Genomic DNA, 17461 nt, shown 5'->3' with positions numbered 1-17461 from the left:
GGTCACCGGCGGCCGGCTGACGTCTTTCACCCGCGCCCCGGCCGGACAGGCCCGCGGTCTAAGGAGAGGACCACGATGAGCCACCACGTTGGAGCCCAGGCGGTGGTGCTGGGCGGGAGCATCGCGGGCCTGCTCACGGCCCATGTGCTCGCCGAGGCGTACGAACACGTCGTGATAGTGGACCGGGACGAGACGGACGGTGCGCGCGACGCGCGGCGCGGCGTCCCCCAGGGCCGTCACGCGCACGGCCTGCTGGCCCGCGGGCAGCAGGTGCTGGAGGAGCTGCTGCCCGGGTTCGCCGACGAGCTGATCGGCGCCGGGATCCCCGCGACCGACGTGGGCCGGATGCGCTGGTACTTCAACGGCCGGCCGGCCCGCCAGGCCCGTACCGGGACGCTGGTGTTCGGGGTCATGCGCCCGGTGCTGGAACACCACGTGCGGATGCGGGTGCGCGCCCTGCCGAACGTGGAGTTCGTCGAGGGCACCGACATCCTGTCGCCGGTGCTGGCGCCGGAGAGCGACCGCGTCATCGGCGTGCGCGTCCGGCGCAGGACCCCCGGCAGCGTGGAGGAGACGATCGAGGCCGAGCTGGTCGTCGACGCGACCGGCCGGGGATCGCGGACGCCGGCGTGGCTGGAGAGCGTCGGCTACCCGCGGGTCAGGGAGGAGCAGGTGAAGATCGACCTGTTCTACACCAGCCGCCGCTACCGGCTCCGCGCCGACCCGTTCCACGGCGACCAGTCCATCAACCCGGTGGCGAGCCCGGCGCATCCCCGGGGAGCCTTCTTCCACACCCTCGGCGGCGACGAGGCCCTGCTGTCGCTCACCGGGATCGGCGGCGACCGTCCCCCCACCGACCCCGAGGGCTTCCTCGCCTACGCCCGCTCCCTGCCGGTGCCCGACGTCTACGAGGCCATCCGCGACGCCGAGCCGCTGGACGACCCCGTGGCCTTCAGGTTCCCCGCCAGCGTGCGCCGCCGGTACGAGAGCCTGACCGGCTTCCCCGAGGGCCTCCTGGTCCTCGGCGACGCCGTGTGCAGCTTCAACCCGGTCTACGGCCAGGGCATGACCGTGGCCTCGATGGAGGTCCTGGCGCTGCGGCGGCACCTGCGGCAGGGGAGCGCGCCCGCCCCGCGCGCGTTCTTCGCGGAGATCGCCCGGATCATCGACGTGCCGTGGGACATCGCGGCCGGGGGCGACCTGGCCTTCCCCAGCGTCGAGGGCGAGCGCACGGCGAAGGTGCGGATCAGCAACGCCTATCTCGCCCGGTTGCAGGCCGCGGCGACCAGGGACGCAGGCATCACGGGCACGTTCCTGCGGGTGGCCGGCCTCGTCGAGCCGCCGCAGGCGCTCATGCGCCCGGCCTTCATGCTCCGCGTGCTCTGGAAGAGCAGGCGCCCCGCGCCGTCCCCGGGCGAAGCCTCCGCGCCGGCCGCGCCGGGACGCGTGCCCAGCGAGCCGCTACGCCCGTCCTGACGCGACGACGACGACGAAAGGGCTCCCCGGCCGGCCCGGGGAGCCCTTTCTCCGTCTTCTTCGTCGAGCCTTCTCCGCGCCCCTCAGAGGCCGTCCGCTGGAGCCCTCTGAGAGCCGTCCGCGGGAGGAGCGGCCGTCCGGGAACGCCTGTGCCGAGCGCCGTCCGGGGCGCTCGGCACAGGCGGTCAGGGGGTCCGCCACCCGCCATGGCGGACCCGCCGTGGCTTACTTCGCGGGCGCGATCCGGCCGTCGGCGCCGAGCCGGGAGAGGACCTCGACCACGGCCCCCGCGGCCCGCCTGGCCTGCCCCTGGTCCATGATCAGCGGCGGCGCCAGCACGATCATCTGCCCGTACGGCCGCGCGATGACGCCGTGCGTCCGGCGGATCTCGAAGGCGACCTGCTCGACCGGTCCCCAGTCCATGGGCATCCGCGTCTCCCGGTCGCTGACCAGCTCCAGGGCCGCCAGCGACCCCTCCACCCTGATGTCCCCGACGGCGGGGAACGCGGCCGCCGGAGCCAGCGCGGACCGGAACCAGTCGCCGATCGTCAGCGCCTTGGCCGCCAGCCCCTCGCGCTCGACGATGTCGAGTGTGGCCAGCCCGAGAGCGCAGGCGAGCGGGTGCCCCTGGAAGGTGTAGCCGTGGAAGAAGCCGCCGTTGTTGATCAGCGTGTCCGCGATCTCGTCGGTCATCAGCGTGGCGCCCAGCGGGACGTATCCTCCCGCGATGCCCTTCGCCGTGGTGATCAGGTCGGGCTCCATGTCCCGCTGGGCGGAGTCGAACCACGCCCCCGTCCTGCCGAACGCGGTGACCACCTCGTCGGCGATCAGCAGGATGCCGTGCCTGCGCAGGACGGCGCGCACCCGCGGCCAGTAGTCGGGCGGCGGCGTGAGCACCCCGCCGGCGGCCATGATCGGCTCACCGATCATGGCGGCGATGTTGCCCGGCCCGATCCGGGCGATGGTCTGCTCCAGCTCCTCGACCAGGAAGTCGGTCGGGTCCTTGTCGCCGTACAGGTCCTTGGCCCGGTACAGGTACGGCGGGGAGAGCTTCTCGACGTGCGGCAGGTTCGGGCCCACCCCGAACTGCATCGGCGGGAAGCCGGTGGCGGTGCCGCTGCCGTAGGTCGCGCCGTGGAAGGAGTAGTGCCTGGCGAGGATCCAGGTCCGGTCCGCCTCGCCCCTGCGGTGGTGGTAGAGCCGCGCGGCCTTGATCGCCGTCTCGACCGCCTCCGAGCCGCCGCTGCAGAACGCCACCCGGTCGATGCCCTCGGGAGCGAGCTCCGCCAGCCGGGCCGCCAGCCGGATCGCCTTGTCGTTGGAGAACTCCAGCAGGCTGGTGAAGTACTCCAGCTCCCTGATCTGCTTGGCCGCGACCTCGGCCAGTTCCTCGCGGCCGTGGCCGATGGGCGAGTGCCACACGCCGCCCCCCGCGGCGTCGAGCAGTTCGTTGCCCCGGGCGTCCCAGACGTTGCAGCCCTTGCCGCGGACGATCACGGCGCGGTCGGTGATGTCGCCGCGGTGCATGGAGCGGATCAGATGCCGCCGGTCCAGGTCTTCCAGTTCGCGTGCGGACGCGGTGAGCATCGGCGTGGGGGTACCGATGGACATGGGAGTCCTCCTTCGCTTGCTTGCTTCGTCAGTGCCGGGATCGATCGGCCGGGTTCAGGAGCCCGACCGGACGGCCTGCGCGTGGGCCAGTGCCGGGGCCCGGCCGTCCCGTACGAGGTCGGCCGCCCGCTCGCCGATCATGATCGCCGAGGCGTTGGGCGCGCCGCGGCCGACCGTCGGCATCACCGAGACGTCGGCCACCCGCAGCCCCTCGACGCCCATGACCCGCAGTTCGGAGTCGACCACGGTCCCCATGGCGCAGGTCCCGGAGCCGTGGAAGATCGAGTGCGTGTACCTGCGGACATAGGTCCGCAGGTCGGCGTCGGACTCCGAGGCCGGCGGCTCGTGGAACGTCTCGGTGTAGGGGTCCATCGCGCGCTGCCGGGCGATGTCCAGGCCGATGCGCAGCCCCGCGACCGCCGTCTCCATGTCGGCCGGCTCGGAGAAGTACCGGTGCTCGATCTTCGGCTTGGTCGTCGGGTTGGCCGACAGCAGGGTGACGCTGCCCCGGCTCTGCGGCGCCAGCACCAGCGGGCCGTAGGTGATCGCGTGGGCGGTCGGGATGCTCAGCCCGCTGTCGGCGAACATCAGGGGTCCGGTGAAGAACGCCACGTCCGGGGCGGGGAGCCCGGCACGCGTCCGCACGAAACCGCCGCACTCCGGCCCGTTGGAGGTCAGCGGTCCGCGGCCCTCCTCCTGGTACTGCCGCAGCGATTCCGGCTCCTCCGCGATGAGCAGGCTCACCGGCTGGGAGTGCGTGAAGATCACCGGGATCAGCGGGTGGTCCTGGAGGTTCCGTCCGACCTGCGGCTGGTCGACGACGACCGGGATGCCGAGGTCGCTCAGATGGTCCGCCGGGCCTATCCCGGACAGCATGAGCAGCTGCGGGGAGTTGTAGGCCCCGGCGCACAGCACGACCTCGCGCCCGGCCCGGATCGTGACCTCCTCGCCGTGCCGCCGGCCGATCACGCCCGTCGCCCGGCCGTGCTCCACCAGCACCCGGTGCACCTGGAAGTCGAGCTCCACCGTCAGGTTCGGCCGGGACATCGCCGGGTGCAGGAACGCGTCCGCCGTACTGCACCGGCGGCCGTCGCGCTGGGTGACCTGGAAGAACCCGAAGCCGTCCTGCGCCGGCCCGTTGAAGTCGTCGTTGTAGGGGTGCCCGGCCTGCTGGGCCGCCGCCACGAACGCCGCCGCCATCGGATTGCGGGAACGCCCGTCGGACACCGCCAGCGGGCCGCCCACGCCGTGGTACTCCGACGCGCCGCGCTCGTTGTCCTCCGACCTCCTGAAGTACGGCAGCAGCTCGCGGTAACTCCAGCCCGGCTGCCGCCAGCCGTCGTAGTCGACCTGGTTGCTCCGCAGATAGAGCATCGCGTTGATGGAACTGGTGCCGCCGAGCACCCGGCCACGCGGCAGATAAACGCGACGACGGTCCAGAAACGGCTCTTCGTGGGTGTCGTAGTCCCAATCGTAATGGGTGCGGAAGTTCTCCCCGAATCGTGCGGGAATATGGATGTCCTCGGATTCGTCGGCCGAGCCGGCCTCGATCAGGCAAACGCTGACCGAGGGATCCTCGCTCAATCGCGCGGCCAGCACACAGCCTGCGGATCCCGCGCCTACGATCACGTAATCGTGCATGACATCCCTCCTCTTGGGCCGTTTCAAGCATGCGCAAGAATGCCGAGCCGAACATCTCCGAGAATGCGGTTGAAACGGGGACGGCACGGGCGAAGACGACCGGCTTACGGCCGCGCCGGAGGACACGGAAGCGGATGAGAAGCCCGCGATAAGAGCCCGCTGGCAGACTCGGCTCAGGCCCGAACCTTGACGGAAAGGGGAGGGGCGGGGGACGGGCGCGATGGGGGCCCGGCCGCCCGCGGTACCCGTCGAGAGGAGACAGAGATGAACCGACCGCCGGTCGTGTCGGCCGAGGAATGGCAGACCGCGCTCCAGCAGCAGGTGGCCAAGGAGAAGGCGCTCACCCGCGCGCTGGACGCGCTGGCCGCGAAACGCCGCAGGCTTCCCATGGTCGAGATGGGCCGGGGCTACGTCTTCGAAGGGCCGGAGGGGAAGGCGAGCCTGCCCGACCTGTTCGACGGGCGGCGCCAGCTCGTCGTGTACCACTTCATGCTGGAGCCCGGCACCGAGGACCCGTGCTCGGGATGCTCCAGCCTGACCGACAACGTCGGCAACCTGGCGCATCTGCGGGCCCGGGACACCAACTTCGTCCTGGTGTCCCGCGCCCCGCTGAGCGAGCTCCAGCCGTTCAAGGAGCGCATGGGCTGGACCGTCCCGTGGTACTCCACGTACGGCGGCCCCGACTTCAACGGCGACTGCGGCGCCAACCCCGGCTTCGGCCTGAGCGTCTTCCTGCGCGACGGAGACGACGTCTTCCGCACGTACTACACCACGTCCCGCGGCGTGGACCGGCTGCGGCTGGACTTCAACCTGCTGGACCTGACGCCGTACGGCCGCCAGGAGACCTGGGAGGACTCCCCGGCGGGCTGGCCGCAGACCCCGGCGTACGAGTGGTGGCGCCTGCACGACGAGTACGACGACTGAGCACCGGCACGCGGGCCCGGGAGGACGGGATCACCCCGTCCTCCCGGGCCGCCGCGTTCGCGGGTCAGCCGCTGGCCGTCACGAACTCCTTCATCGACGAGATGACGTAGTCGATCATCTCGTCGGTTAGCCCGGGGTAGACCCCGATGTGGAAGGTCTGCTCGGTGATGAGGTCGCTGTTGGTCAGCGGCCCGGACACCCGGTGCGGACGCTCCATGTACGCCGGGTGCCTGAGCAGGTTGCCGGCGAACAGCCGCCGGGTCCCGATCTTCCGGTCCTCCAGGAAGTTCACCAGGTCGCCGGAGGAGAAGGGGGCCTGCGGGTCCACCGTGACGACGAAGCCGTACCAGCTCGGCTCGCTGCGCGGCGTGGCCTCGGGCAGCAGCAGGTGTGGCAGGCCGTCCAGCCCCTCGCGCAGCCGCCGCCAGTTCCGGCCCCGCGCCGCGACGAAACCGTCGAGCTTGTCCAGCTGGCTGAGTCCCAGGGCGGCCTGCGTGTCGGTGGCCTTCAGGTTGTAGCCGACGTGGGAGAAGATGTACTTGTGGTCGTAGCCGGCGGGCAGCGTGCCCATCTGGTGCTCGAACCGTTTGCGGCAGGTGTTGCTCTGGCCGGGCTCGCACCAGCAGTCCCTGCCCCAGTTGCGCAGCGACTCGACGATGCGCCCGAGGACGAGGTTCGAGGTGAGGACGCAGCCGCCCTCTCCCATGGTGATGTGGTGCGCCGGGTAGAAGCTGACGGTGGCCAGGTCGCCGAACGTCCCGGTCGGCTCGCCGTCGTAGGTGGAGCCCAGGGCGTCGCAGTTGTCCTCGACGAGGAACAGCCCGCGCTCCTTGGCGAGCCCGGCCATCTCCGCGACCTCGTACGGGTTGCCCACCGTGTGCGCGACGACGATCGCCCGCGTCCTCGGGCCGATCGCCTCCGCCACCCGTTCCACCGTCGGGTTGTAGGTGCCGAGCTCGACGTCGACGTAGACCGGGACCAGGCCGTTCTGCAGGATCGGCGCCACCGTGGTGGGGAACCCGGCGGCGACCGTGACCACCTCGTCCCCCGGGCGCAGCCGGCGATCCCCCAACTGGGGCGAGGTCAGGGCGGACACCGCCAGCAGGTTGGCCGAGGATCCCGAGTTGGTCAGGTATGCCTTGCGCCGTTTCAGCCTGCGGGCGAGGGCCGACTCGAACTTCTGCGCGCTCTGCACCCCGGCGATGCGCAGGTCCAGGGCCGCCTCGACCATCGCCACCCGGTCGTCGGCGTCGAGCACCGCGCCGGTCGGCCAGATCTCCGTCTCGCCGGGGACGAAGGGGGAGTCGCCCTGGCGCTCCCGGTGGTATCTGCGAACCTCGTCGAGGATCGATGCCTTCAGCTCGCTCACGTGTGCTCCCACGGTTGCTATGCGGTTATCTCAATCCGGGCATGGTCCCCGACCAGCATGCGATGCCCTCCGCCCGTGCCGACGGTCGCGGACCGCCCGATGAGCGAGCCGTGCAGTTCGGGCACACCGGACACCGACGCGCCCTCCAGCAGGATGGAGTCGGTCAGCCGGGTGCCGCGCAGCACGCAGTCCGGGCCGATGGACGCGTACGGGCCCACGTGGCTGTCCTCGACGAGGGCGCCCGCGCCGACGATCGCCGGACCGTCGATCCGGGAGCGCACCACCCGGGCCCCCGGGCCGATGACGACCTGCCCGGTCACCTCGCTCGCGGCGTCCACGTCCCCGGCGACGCCGGGACGCAGCTCGCCGAGCAGCCGGCGGTTGCACGCCAGGACGTCCTCGATCCGCCCGGTGTCCTTCCAGTAACCGCCGTACTCGCTCGCCCTGACCTCGGCGCCGCGCGTCAGCAGCCACTGCACCGCGTCGGTGATCTCCAGCTCGCCGCGGGCGCTGGGCCGGATGGCGGCGACGGCCTCGTGCACGGCCGCGGAGAACACGTAGACGCCGATCATGGCGAGGTCGCTGCGCGGTCGCCGGGGCTTCTCCACCAGCCGGCGCACCGAGCCGTCACCGTCGAGTTCGACCACGCCGAAGTTCTGCGGGTCGGGGACTTTCTGCACGGCGATCTGCGCGGCGGGCCGCGCCGCCGTGAAGTCCGCGGCGATCTCGCCGATGCCGCCGGGCAGCATGTTGTCGCCCAGGTACATCACGAAGTCGTCGTCGCCGAGGAACGGGCGGGCCAGCCGTACGCAGTCCGCGAGACCGCGCGGCCGGTCCTGTGTGATGTAGGTGATCCGCGCGCCGAACCGGCCGCCGTCGCCGATCGCGTCGGCGATCTGCGCCGCGCGGTCGCCGACGATGACGCCGATCTCGGTCACGCCCACCGCGCGGATGTTGTCCAGCACGTACTCCAGCACCGGCCGGCCCGCGATCGGGATGAGCTGTTTGGGCATGGTGTGGCTGAACGGGCGCAGCCGGGTGCCGGACCCGCCCGCCAGGACCAGGGCCTTCATGTCCGGCCCCGGTCACGCCGGTACTCGACGGCCTTGCGCAGCTCGTCCGCGACGGTCCGCACGTCCGCGTCGTCGAGCCCCTGGTGCAGCGGCAGCAGCAGGGTGGTGTCGGCGGCCTCCTCGGTGCCGGGCAGCTCCGCGTCGCCCCGGTAGATGGGGACCTTGTGCAGCGGCGCGTACCGGAAGGTGGTGTAGACGCCGCGCTCCTTCAGATCCGCGGCCACCTGGTCCCTGATCCCGGCGTCGAGCTGCACCCAGTAGAAGTAGTGCGAGGTGACGTGCCCGTCGGGCAGCGGCGGCGGCAGCCGGATTCCGTCGGCGCCGGCCAGCAGGCGGTCATAGGCCCGCGCGATCTCGCGGCGCCGCTCGACGAAACCGGGCAGCCTGCGCAACTGGACGCTGCCGATCGCCGCGGTCACGTCGTTGCCGATCTCCCGGCGGCCGAAGTCCTGGACGTTCAGCTCCCACCAACGGTGGGGCACTCTGGCGGAGGCGGCCAGGCCGCTGTGCCACTCCAGGCCGTGGTAGGCCAGCCGGCGCGCCCGGTCGGCCAGCTCGGGGTCACGCACGTAGAGCATCCCCCCGTCGCCGGTGACCAGGATCTTCATCGCGTCGAAACTCCACATCGCGATGTCGCCGAAGGCCCCGCAGCCGGTGCCGTCCGCGCTGGAGGCGACCGCGCAGGCGGCGTCCTCGATCAGCGCGACCCCGCGCTCCCGGCAGAGGGCGGCTATCCCGGCGATCTCCCCGGGGTAGCCGCCGTAGTGCAGCACCAGCACCGCCTTGGTGCGCGGGGTGAGGGCGCGTGCCACGTCGCCGGCCGACGGGTTCAGCGTGCGCGGATCGACGTCACAGAACCTCGGCCGGGCGCCGGTGACCGAGACGGCGTTGCCGGCGCCGACGAAGCTGATCGACGGGAGCACGACGTCGTCACCGGGTCCCAGCCCGAGCAGCTCGGTCGCGAGGAAGAGGCCGGTGGTCCCGGAGTTGACGAAGACCATCCGCTGCGGATCCACCCCCAGGTGACCGGCGAACTCCGCCTCGAAGGTCCTGGTACGCGGTCCGTGGCCCAGCCAGTTGCCGGCGAAGACCTGCCGTACGGCGTCGAGTTCCTCGTCTCCGAGAGTGGGCTGGAAAACGTTGATCATCGTGTCACCCGCGGCGTCGGTAGTGCGCGGTCAGCCTCTCCAGCATGGGCACGATCTCGGCGGGGCTCGGCGTGGCCTGCAGGTCTTCGTAGACCCCGCGCGCCCCGTTCTGGAAGGTGGGATCCTCCAGGACCCGCAGGAGCTGCTTGCGCATCGTGTCCACGGGGAGCACCTTGTGGTGCAGGCCGAGCCCCGCGTTGTGCGCGTTCACGTAGGCGGCGGTCGGCGAGCACTCGGGGTGCTTGCGGACGACCGACCACTCGGTGCCGTCCTCCTCGATGGTGATGTCGACGAGGCCGTTCTCCTCGTCGGAGTCGAGGATGATCTGCGGGGTCCGCAGCGCCGACGCCGCCGCGAACGTGCCGAAGCCGCCGTGATGGATGAACGCCGAGCACGTCGGCAGCAACTGGGTCAGCGGCACGTACTCGACCACCCGCACGTTGTCCGGTACGGGCGTACCGCCGATCTGCTCCTCGTTCAGGGTGGCCACGACCTCGATGTCGAGATCGGAGACCATCTCCATGACCTTGGGGATCTCCGTCCAGCCGCCCCGGAAGTACATGCGCCGCGACAGACCCAGCGACACCCCGACGCGGGGCCGCTCCGGGCGCCCGTGCAGCCACTCCGGCATGGCGCTCGCACCGGTGTAGGGCACCCACCGGACCGAGAGCGTCCGCCCCTTGGCCACCGGCAGCCGGATGCCCGCCGGAGTCGGGTCGACGGTCCACTGCCCGTACAGCATCTCGTCGTCCACCTCGAACCCGTACTTCTCGGCGATCGGGCGCACCGCCTCGGTCATCGGGTCGTCGACGCCGGCCAGCGCGGGCCGGTCCCTGCGCTCGGCGAACCTCTCGATGGTCCAGCCGAAGTAGTCCAGCCCCCACATCATCCGGGCGTGCGCGGCACCGGAGGCGAGCGCCGCCACCGCGCCCGACGGCGTGCCGGGGTCCCAGAGCACCAGGTCGGGACGCCAGGCGCGGGCGAACTCCACGAAGTCGTCCACCACCGGGTTGGGCTCCTTGGGGGATACCCCGGCGGGGTGGAAGTTCCAGATCCCGGGCAGCATGAACCGCTGGAAGACGTCCCAGGGGTCGCGCTCGGCGGGGGCCAGGTCCAGGCTCTCGGTGAGACGGTCCATCTGCTCCCTGATGTGCGGGGGCCGGGGCATGCCCGCGGCCCGGGCCACCGGCGCGCTCTCCGGGCCCAGCGTGACGGCGGTCAGGCCGGCGGCGACGATGTCGTCCTTGATGGCGGGCGGCGCGGCGATGCAGACCTCGTGGCCGGCGGCCTGCAGCGCCCAGGCCAGCGGGATCATCGGGTACAGGTGCGCCGGCGCGGGCCAGGGGGCGAATATGACTCGCATCTGGGAGGTCCTCCTGAGGTTTCTCGGTCGGTTGGGTGGGGCGCGGTCTCACAGGTCGGCGACGGCGGACGGCGCTCGGGATCTCAGTACGTGACGACCGCGCGGAAGCGCACGTCTCCCTTCGCGACCCGATCGACCGCGTCGGCGACGCGTTCCATGGGGAAGGTCTCGACCAGGGGGGTGACCTTGCCTGCGGCGACGAGTTCCAGGGCCTCGCGCAGGTAGCGGGGGCCGTTGTGGGTGGCGCCGGTGATCTGGTGGCGCTGGGAGAAGATCGGTCTCATCGGGTCGGGCGCCAGGTTGAAGGAGTCGGTTCCGTCCAGGCCGCAGAGCACGAGCCGGCCGTCCGGGCGCAGGCCGAGCAGGCTCTCGGAGGCGGCGGCGGAGGAGCTCGCGGTCGCCAGGATGACGTCGGCCCCGCCCACCTCCAGCAGTTCCTTGCCGCTGCCCACGACGAGGTCGGCGCCCAGCTCGCGCGCGAGGTCGTGCTTGCCGGGCGAGCGGGTGACGGCGATCGTCTCGAACCCGCAGGACCTGGCGAACTGCAACGCGAGGTGCCCCAGCGCGCCGATGCCCACCACCGCGACGCGTTCGTGCGGCTTCGGGTCCGCCTGCCGCAGGGCGGACCAGCTCGTGTAACCCGCGCACAGCACCGGAGCGGCCGACTCGTAGGAGAGGCCGTCGGGCAGCGGGAAGGTGCCCTCCGCTTTGGCGACCATGTACTCGGCGTGCCCGCCCTGGACGGTGAACCCCGTCGAGACCGCCGCCGGGCAGCTCATCGCGGTCTGGCCGGTGACCGGCAGCCCGCGGCGGCAGTAGTCGCACCGCCCGCAGCCGGCCTGCACCCACGGCACGCCGACCCGGTCCCCGACCGCATGGGCGGTCACGCCGTCGCCGACCTCGGCGATCTCGCCGGCCACCTCGTGACCGGTGATCGCCGGTGACACCGCGGGGAACGGGATGATCCCGCGGGTGGCCATGACGTCGTTGGAACAGACCCCGCAGGCGCGCACCCTGACCAGAACCTCACCGGGACCGGGACGCGGGGCGGGGACTTCACGCAGTTCCCACCTGCCATTGACCTCGGGAATCACGGCTGCTTTCATGGCCGACCGCCTTTGCCGAATATCGCCCCCCGTATCGGGGCGCGGAGTCGTCACGGCACGGCTCCCGGGGAGCTCCGGGGCGTGCCGCTGCTGATGCCGTCATTGGCATTGTGCGCACCCTCGCCCGGATATCACTTCTTCTGAAGTGCGATACATTTTCGCGCTCCGGCCCGTCGCCTGAGCACGGGCGTCGCGCAACTTCCTGATTGCTGTGCCTTCTCGATTTCGGCCTTGATTTCCCCGGTGGCGGGCGGAAAATGGAGCGGAGCCTGAGGAATCGGATTTCCGTGCCGCCGAATCCATGCACGCCGGCGAATGTCCCATGCCCGACCGGCTGTCTGAGATCCGCTTTATCCGTCGAAAGGATGGATCGTGTCCCACTCAACCCAGGAGAGCACCGCCCCGGCCGGCGGCGGGGTGGCGCAGAAGGCCGGTGGGCGGGGCCCGGCTCCCCGGTGGCTGCCCGCCGCGGGGATCGCCGTCTGGCTCCTCCTCGCCTTCGCGTTCATCGTCATGTTCGTGCCCGTGTACTTCACCGGGGATCCCAGCGGGGCCCGGGTCCAACTGAGCGACTACTTCCCGTGGCACTACGGCTTCCTGGTGGCGCACGTCGCGTTCGGCCTGGTGGCCATGGCGACGGCCCCTTTCCAGGTGTGGCCCCGGTTCCGGAACCGGTATCCGGCGCTGCACCGGGTGATGGGACGGCTGCACATCTTCGCCGGGGTGCTGCCGGCCGGGTTGATGGCCCTGGTCATCACGCCGTTCGCGGCGGGGCCGGTGGGCAACGCGTTCGGGGCCGTGCTGTGGCTGGGCGCGACCATCATGGGGTTCCGGCGGGTGCGCCAGCGCAGGTACACCGAGCACCGGCGCTGGATGATCTACAGCTTCGCGCTGTGCATGCAGATCATCGAAGGCCGGATCATGGTCCTCACCATCCCGCTCCTGCCCGGTTTCACCCCGGACCGGATGCCGTTGCTGCTGGAGACGGCCAGCTGGATCGGCATCCTGCTCAACCTGCTCATCGCGCAGTGGTGGCTGGAGCGCACCGCGGGCGTGCGGGTGACGCCCGTCGCCCGGCGGCGCGAGACGATCGCCGCCGACCGTCCCTGACCTCGGCGAACCCCGGCCGGAGACCGTCCCCGGCCGCGCCGGCGAACCCCGGCCAGAAGGTGTCACGCACCTCCTGGCCGGGGTTCTCGTCGTGCCGGGCCGCCCAGTCCGCCCAGTCCGCCCAGTCCGCCCAGTCCGCCCAGTCCGCCCAGTCCGCCCAGTTCGTCGGGGTCGTCGGCGCCGTCCGGATCGTCCGCGCCGTCCGGATCGTCCGCGCCGTCCGGGCCGTTCGCGCCGTCCGGGACGCCGGTCAGGCGAAGCGCCAGCGGGTGGCGCTGAGCGAGGTGTCCTTGCCGATGCCGATCACCCGGTCGGGCACCACCTCGTAGATCTCGTACGGCGGGGCGCCGATGGCGTCGTCGGCGCGCACTCCGCCGTCCCTGACCTCTATCCGCCAGCCGTACTTGGCCGCGTAGGCGTCGGCGACCCTGTGCAGGGTCGCCTCGTCCGCGACCTTCGCCGCCTTCCCCTCCACGGACAGGTCGAGCGCCGGGTCGCCGACCGTGATCACGCAGTTCGGGTTGCCCGCGAGGTTCCTGGCCTTGACCGAGCTCGCGCCGGTGCCGAAGTACAGGGCGCCGTCGATCCACAGGCCCAGCAGCGGCATCGCGTGCGGCCTCCCGTCCGGGCGGACCGTGGCCAGCCAGTACTCCTGCGCCGCCACGAGAACCTCACGCGCCTCCTTCCACGGCTTCACGGTGGGGTCCTCCGCCTCGAACGACCGCTCCGCGACCGGTTGCCTCTCTGCCACGCTTCTCTCCTTCACGTCGTGCCATCCGAACTTACGTCGTGCCTTCAGAAACGGTGCGTGACCACGCCGCCCGGGGGACCGGCGACGGATTTCTCCATGCCTTGAGGGCGGCCGCCCGCGCGACCGCCCTCCGTGACACAGGAAACTAGCGGGCCGACTCCGGTTGCGGCACCGGTTCCGCCACCTTCCGCCGTGGTTCGGAGAATCGCCGGTAGATCGGCTTCTCGAAGAACTCGAACAGCGCGGCGGCCAGCAGGGTCGTCACCAGGAGAGCGATCAGCGTCGCCGCCAGCGCCCAGCCCAGATTCCACTGGAAGTCCTCACCGAAGGCGCGGACCGTGTATTCCAGGACCATCCGATGGAAAAGATAGAAAGCGAAGGAGATGTTGCCCAGCCACACCATGGTCCGGCTGCCGAGGAGCGTGCGCCCACCGCGCAGGTCGCGGGTCGCCAGCGCCGGAATGAGCAGGGCGATCGGGATGATCGTGGCCCCGACCAGGCGGAAGAGCGGAGGGCTGAACATCGCGACCACGTATCCCACCGCCATCAGCGCCCAGGCGGCCCGCAGCGGGAGGTTGATCCACCGGCCGGTCATGACGATGCGGGCGAGCAGGATGCCGAGCACGAACTCCAGCATGCGCGGCACCGGGAACTTGTAGGCGAACCAGTACTCCGGGGCCGACATCGGCGCCCAGAGCAGCTTCGGCGTGTCCGGCAGCAACGTGGCGACCGCGGGGACGAGCATGACGGCCGCGATCACGGCGCACGCCCAGTACCACAACCGCTCCGGCCTGATCTTGGTGATGAGCCAGATCCAGAGCGGGAAGCACACGTAGAACAGCAGCTCGCAGGCGAGCGACCAGCTCACCCCGTTGACGCCCACGGCGGCCCAGAAGTCGGGCGTCCAGGTCTGCACCAGCAGCAGGGTGGGCAGCACGTGGTGGAGCTGGTCGGTGAAGCCGGTCGCCAGCATCACCCCGATGGCCAGGAAGCACACGGCCAGGTGGTTGGGGTAGATCTTCACGGCCCGGCGCCGCCAGATCCGCACCGGCGTGTCGCCGGCGCGCGCCGACCAGGTCAGCACGAACCCGCTGAGCACGAAGAAGAACGACACGCCCAGCCCGCCGCCCGGATCCAGCAGGGTCAACGTGAATTGGCCGAACAGGTTCTGCGGCTCAGGAAAGATGAGCGGGCCGATCGCCGCATGGTAGAAGAACACGAGAAGGGCCGCCCACCATCGCATTCCGGTAAGCGCGGGAATCCGTCCGCCCACTCGTACGGTCGATTCGTTCGTGGGGATATCCGGTGTGCGCATAGCGTCCTTCTCCGACGGAGTCCGGCCATCAGCGTCGATTCATCATCTTCATGCGGTAGGGGCGACGCATCTCCTGGATTGCGGTGTTCTGCGGCCGGCCGGCGGGGTAGGGCGATTTACTGGTCGCAATTCTGGAGATGCGCTGACGAGGGCCGGGCGCCACCGTTGAGAAGGAGATATCGACGTCATGGAGTGAAAATGCCATTCCTGCCCGATAATGAAGCCCCGAAGGTGGCGGTCATCGGCCTGGGGTATGTCGGCTCGTGCCTGGCGGCGACGCTGGCCGGTCGCGGCCTGGACGTCACCGGGGTGGACATCGACGCCCGGCTGGTCGAGGACCTGGCCGGCGGTCGCTGCCGGTTCCAGGAGCCGGGCCTGGCCGAGCTGCTCTTCGCCGGGATACAGGCCGGCACGCTTCGCGTGACCACCGACTACGCGGCGGTCCAGGCCGCCGACGTGATCCTGATCGCGGTCGGCACGCCGATCGCGGAGGACGGCTCCCTGGCGGACGAACAGCTCCGCGGCGCGTGCACCGAGCTGTACCGGTGGCTGCGCCCGGGCCAGCTCGTGGTCCTCAAGTGCACCGTTCCCCCGGGTACCAGCAAGGACCTGGTGCTGCCCCTCCTGGAGCGGAGCGGCCTGGCCGGGGGGACGGACTTCGGGCTGGCCTTCACCCCCGAGCGTCTCGCCGAGGGCTCGGCCCTGAGCGAGCTGCGCGCGTTCCCGATCGTGGTGGGCGGGCTGGACGCGGAGAGCACGCGGAGCGCCGGGGAGTTCTGGCACCGGGCGCTCGGGGTGGAGACCATCCCGCTGGAGTCGCTGGAGGCCGCCGAGGTGGTCAAGCTCGCCGACAACTGGTGGATCGACCTCAACATCGCGCTCGGGAACGAGCTGGCGAAGTACTGCGACCTGTTCGGCGTGGACGTGCTCGACGTGATCGCGGCGGCCAACACGCTCCCCAAGGGAGGCAGGCACGTCAACATCCTGCTGCCCAGCGTCGGGGTCGGCGGCTCCTGCCTGACCAAGGACCCCTGGATGGTGTGGCGGTCGGCCAGGGAACAGGGACTGGAGATCGCGACCGCGTCCATCGGCCGCGAGATCAACGCCGGGATGCCGGACCACACGGCCCGGCTGATCGTCGACGAACTGGTCAGGCTCGGCAAGGATCCGGACGACGCCAGGATCGCCGTGCTCGGCCTGGCGTTCAAGAACGACACCGGCGACCTGCGCGAGACGCCGGTGCGCGCGGCGGTCGCGGCCCTGACCAAGGCCGGCGCGCAGGTGAGCCTCTTCGACCCGCTGGTGGACGCCGCCCAGGCGGAGGAGCTGTTCGGGATCGCGCCGGCCGGCTCCCTGCGCGAAGCGGTCCGGGACGCCGACTGCCTGGCCGTCCTCGCCCTGCACAAGGAGTTCCAGGACATCGACTTCGCCGCGCTGCCGGTCGCCCCCTCCTGCCTGATCCTGGACGGCCGCGCCTACTACTCCAAGGAGAAGATCGCCGAGTTGCGGACCCTGGGCTACCTCTACCGCGGAATCGGGCGGTGACCATGTCACGCGCAGTGGTCACCGGCGGACGCGGTTTCATCGGCAGCCATCTGGTCGAGCGCCTGCTCGCCCAGGGCGACGAGGTGACGGTCTTCGACGCCGTGCCGCGCGACGCCCGCGGGCAGACGGCCCACGTCGAGGGGGACATCCGCGACCGAGACCGGCTCGCCGCCGCGATCATCCCCGGCGTGGACGTCGTCTACCACCTGGCCGCCGTGGTCGGCGTGGACGCGTACCTCTCCCGCCCGCTCGACGTCATCGACATCAACTTCAACGGCACGATGAACGTGCTGGACCTGGCGACCCGGGCGGACGCCAAGGTCGTGCTGGCCAGCACCAGCGAGGTCTTCGGCAAGAACCCCGCCGTGCCATGGAGGGAGGACGGCGACCGGCTGCTCGGCGCCACCTCCGCCGACCGCTGGGCGTACGGCACCAGCAAGGCGCTCGGCGAGCACCTCACCTTCGCCTTCGCCCGCCAGCACGGCCTGGCCGCGACGATTGTCCGCTACTTCAACGCCTACGGCCCCCGCCAGCGCCCCGCGTACATGGTCAGCCGTTCGGTGCACCGGGCGCTGAACGGGCTGCCACCGGTGGTCTACGACGGCGGACGGCAGACCCGGTGTCTCACCTACGTCGAGGACGCGGTCGCGGGCACCCTGCTGGCCGCGGCCGAACCGGCGGCGACGGGGGAGTCCTTCAACATCGGCAGCATGGACGAGGTCACCGTCGCCGAGGTGGTCGCCCTCATCGCCGAACTCACCGGGATCGCCTCGCCCGCCGTCGCGGTGCGGACCGGGGAGCGGTTCGGCGGCGCGTACGAGGACCTGCCGCGGCGCGTGCCGGACAACGCCAAGGCGCGCTCGGTCCTCGGCTGGAAACCCGAGACCTCCCTGCGGGACGGACTCGCCCGGACGGTCGCCTGGGCCAGGGAGAACCCCGGGTGGCTCGCCCTGCCCGACAGCGGCGCCGCCTGAACGGGGCCGCGCGGCACGCCGCCCGGCGGGCCGGGGCGCAATAGCGCCCCGGCCG

The 17461-nt window shown here is 71.3% G+C and carries 14 protein-coding genes; 5 read left to right on the top strand and 9 right to left on the bottom strand.

What is annotated here, in order from left to right; translation table 11 throughout:
- Positions 1-75: 75 nt before the first annotated feature.
- A complete protein-coding gene (locus QSK26_RS04555; protein ID WP_285773684.1) occupies positions 76-1476 on the top strand; it encodes an FAD-dependent oxidoreductase in 1401 nt (466 codons plus the stop codon).
- A gap of 225 nt (positions 1477-1701) precedes the next feature.
- On the opposite strand, the gene QSK26_RS04550 is transcribed toward QSK26_RS04555, so the two are convergent.
- Complete coding sequence (locus tag QSK26_RS04550) at positions 1702-3087, bottom strand: aminotransferase family protein (protein WP_285773683.1); 1386 nt, start codon at positions 3085-3087, stop codon at positions 1702-1704.
- Between the two features lie 54 nt (positions 3088-3141).
- On the bottom strand, positions 3142-4728 hold the full coding sequence (locus QSK26_RS04545; protein WP_285773682.1) for a GMC family oxidoreductase: 1587 nt from the start codon (positions 4726-4728) through the stop codon (positions 3142-3144).
- A gap of 264 nt (positions 4729-4992) precedes the next feature.
- Between QSK26_RS04545 and QSK26_RS04540 the strand changes: the two genes are divergently transcribed.
- Positions 4993-5652, top strand: coding sequence for a DUF899 domain-containing protein (locus QSK26_RS04540; protein ID WP_285773681.1), 660 nt, complete (start codon positions 4993-4995; stop codon positions 5650-5652).
- Positions 5653-5716: 64 nt separating this feature from the next.
- Here the strand turns inward: QSK26_RS04540 and rfbH are convergent, their stop codons facing one another.
- The 5 genes from rfbH to QSK26_RS04515 all read right to left on the bottom strand — a co-directional run bounded on the left by rfbH (position 5717) and on the right by QSK26_RS04515 (position 11711).
- Positions 5717-7021 (bottom strand): lipopolysaccharide biosynthesis protein RfbH, encoded by a 1305-nt coding sequence (gene rfbH, locus QSK26_RS04535; RefSeq protein ID WP_285773680.1) that lies wholly within the window; start codon positions 7019-7021, stop codon positions 5717-5719.
- A 17-nt stretch (positions 7022-7038) separates the two neighbouring features.
- Positions 7039-8094, bottom strand: a complete 1056-nt coding sequence (locus QSK26_RS04530) for a glucose-1-phosphate thymidylyltransferase (RefSeq protein WP_285773679.1) — start codon at positions 8092-8094, stop codon at positions 7039-7041.
- Positions 8091-9242: a DegT/DnrJ/EryC1/StrS family aminotransferase gene (locus tag QSK26_RS04525; protein WP_285773678.1), complete on the bottom strand. Its 1152-nt coding sequence runs from the start codon at positions 9240-9242 to the stop codon at positions 8091-8093. The genes QSK26_RS04530 and QSK26_RS04525 overlap by 4 nt, the downstream gene beginning before the upstream one ends.
- A gap of 4 nt (positions 9243-9246) precedes the next feature.
- Positions 9247-10605: a nucleotide disphospho-sugar-binding domain-containing protein gene (locus QSK26_RS04520; protein ID WP_285773677.1), complete on the bottom strand. Its 1359-nt coding sequence runs from the start codon at positions 10603-10605 to the stop codon at positions 9247-9249.
- 83 nt (positions 10606-10688) lie between these two features.
- Entirely contained in the window at positions 10689-11711 is a 1023-nt protein-coding gene (locus QSK26_RS04515; RefSeq protein ID WP_285773676.1) for an alcohol dehydrogenase catalytic domain-containing protein, read from the bottom strand.
- 372 nt (positions 11712-12083) lie between these two features.
- Between QSK26_RS04515 and QSK26_RS04510 the strand changes: the two genes are divergently transcribed.
- Positions 12084-12821 (top strand): DUF2306 domain-containing protein, encoded by a 738-nt coding sequence (locus QSK26_RS04510; protein WP_285773675.1) that lies wholly within the window; start codon positions 12084-12086, stop codon positions 12819-12821.
- Between the two features lie 250 nt (positions 12822-13071).
- On the opposite strand, the gene QSK26_RS04505 is transcribed toward QSK26_RS04510, so the two are convergent.
- Positions 13072-13572 (bottom strand): pyridoxamine 5'-phosphate oxidase family protein, encoded by a 501-nt coding sequence (locus QSK26_RS04505; protein ID WP_285773674.1) that lies wholly within the window; start codon positions 13570-13572, stop codon positions 13072-13074.
- 145 nt (positions 13573-13717) lie between these two features.
- A complete protein-coding gene (locus QSK26_RS04500) occupies positions 13718-14887 on the bottom strand; it encodes an acyltransferase family protein (protein ID WP_285773673.1) in 1170 nt (389 codons plus the stop codon).
- 198 nt (positions 14888-15085) lie between these two features.
- Here QSK26_RS04500 and QSK26_RS04495 point away from each other — a divergent pair, with 198 nt between their 5' ends.
- On the top strand, positions 15086-16432 hold the full coding sequence (locus QSK26_RS04495; RefSeq protein WP_285773672.1) for a nucleotide sugar dehydrogenase: 1347 nt from the start codon (positions 15086-15088) through the stop codon (positions 16430-16432).
- A 2-nt stretch (positions 16433-16434) separates the two neighbouring features.
- Positions 16435-17406, top strand: coding sequence for an NAD-dependent epimerase/dehydratase family protein (locus QSK26_RS04490; RefSeq protein WP_285773671.1), 972 nt, complete (start codon positions 16435-16437; stop codon positions 17404-17406).
- The last annotated feature ends 55 nt before the right edge of the window (positions 17407-17461 follow it).

Origin of the sequence: Microtetraspora sp. NBRC 13810, from assembly GCF_030268685.1 — a bacterium.
GTDB lineage: Bacteria > Actinomycetota > Actinomycetes > Streptosporangiales > Streptosporangiaceae > BSRQ01.
This window is presented reverse-complemented; position numbering and strand designations above follow the sequence as displayed.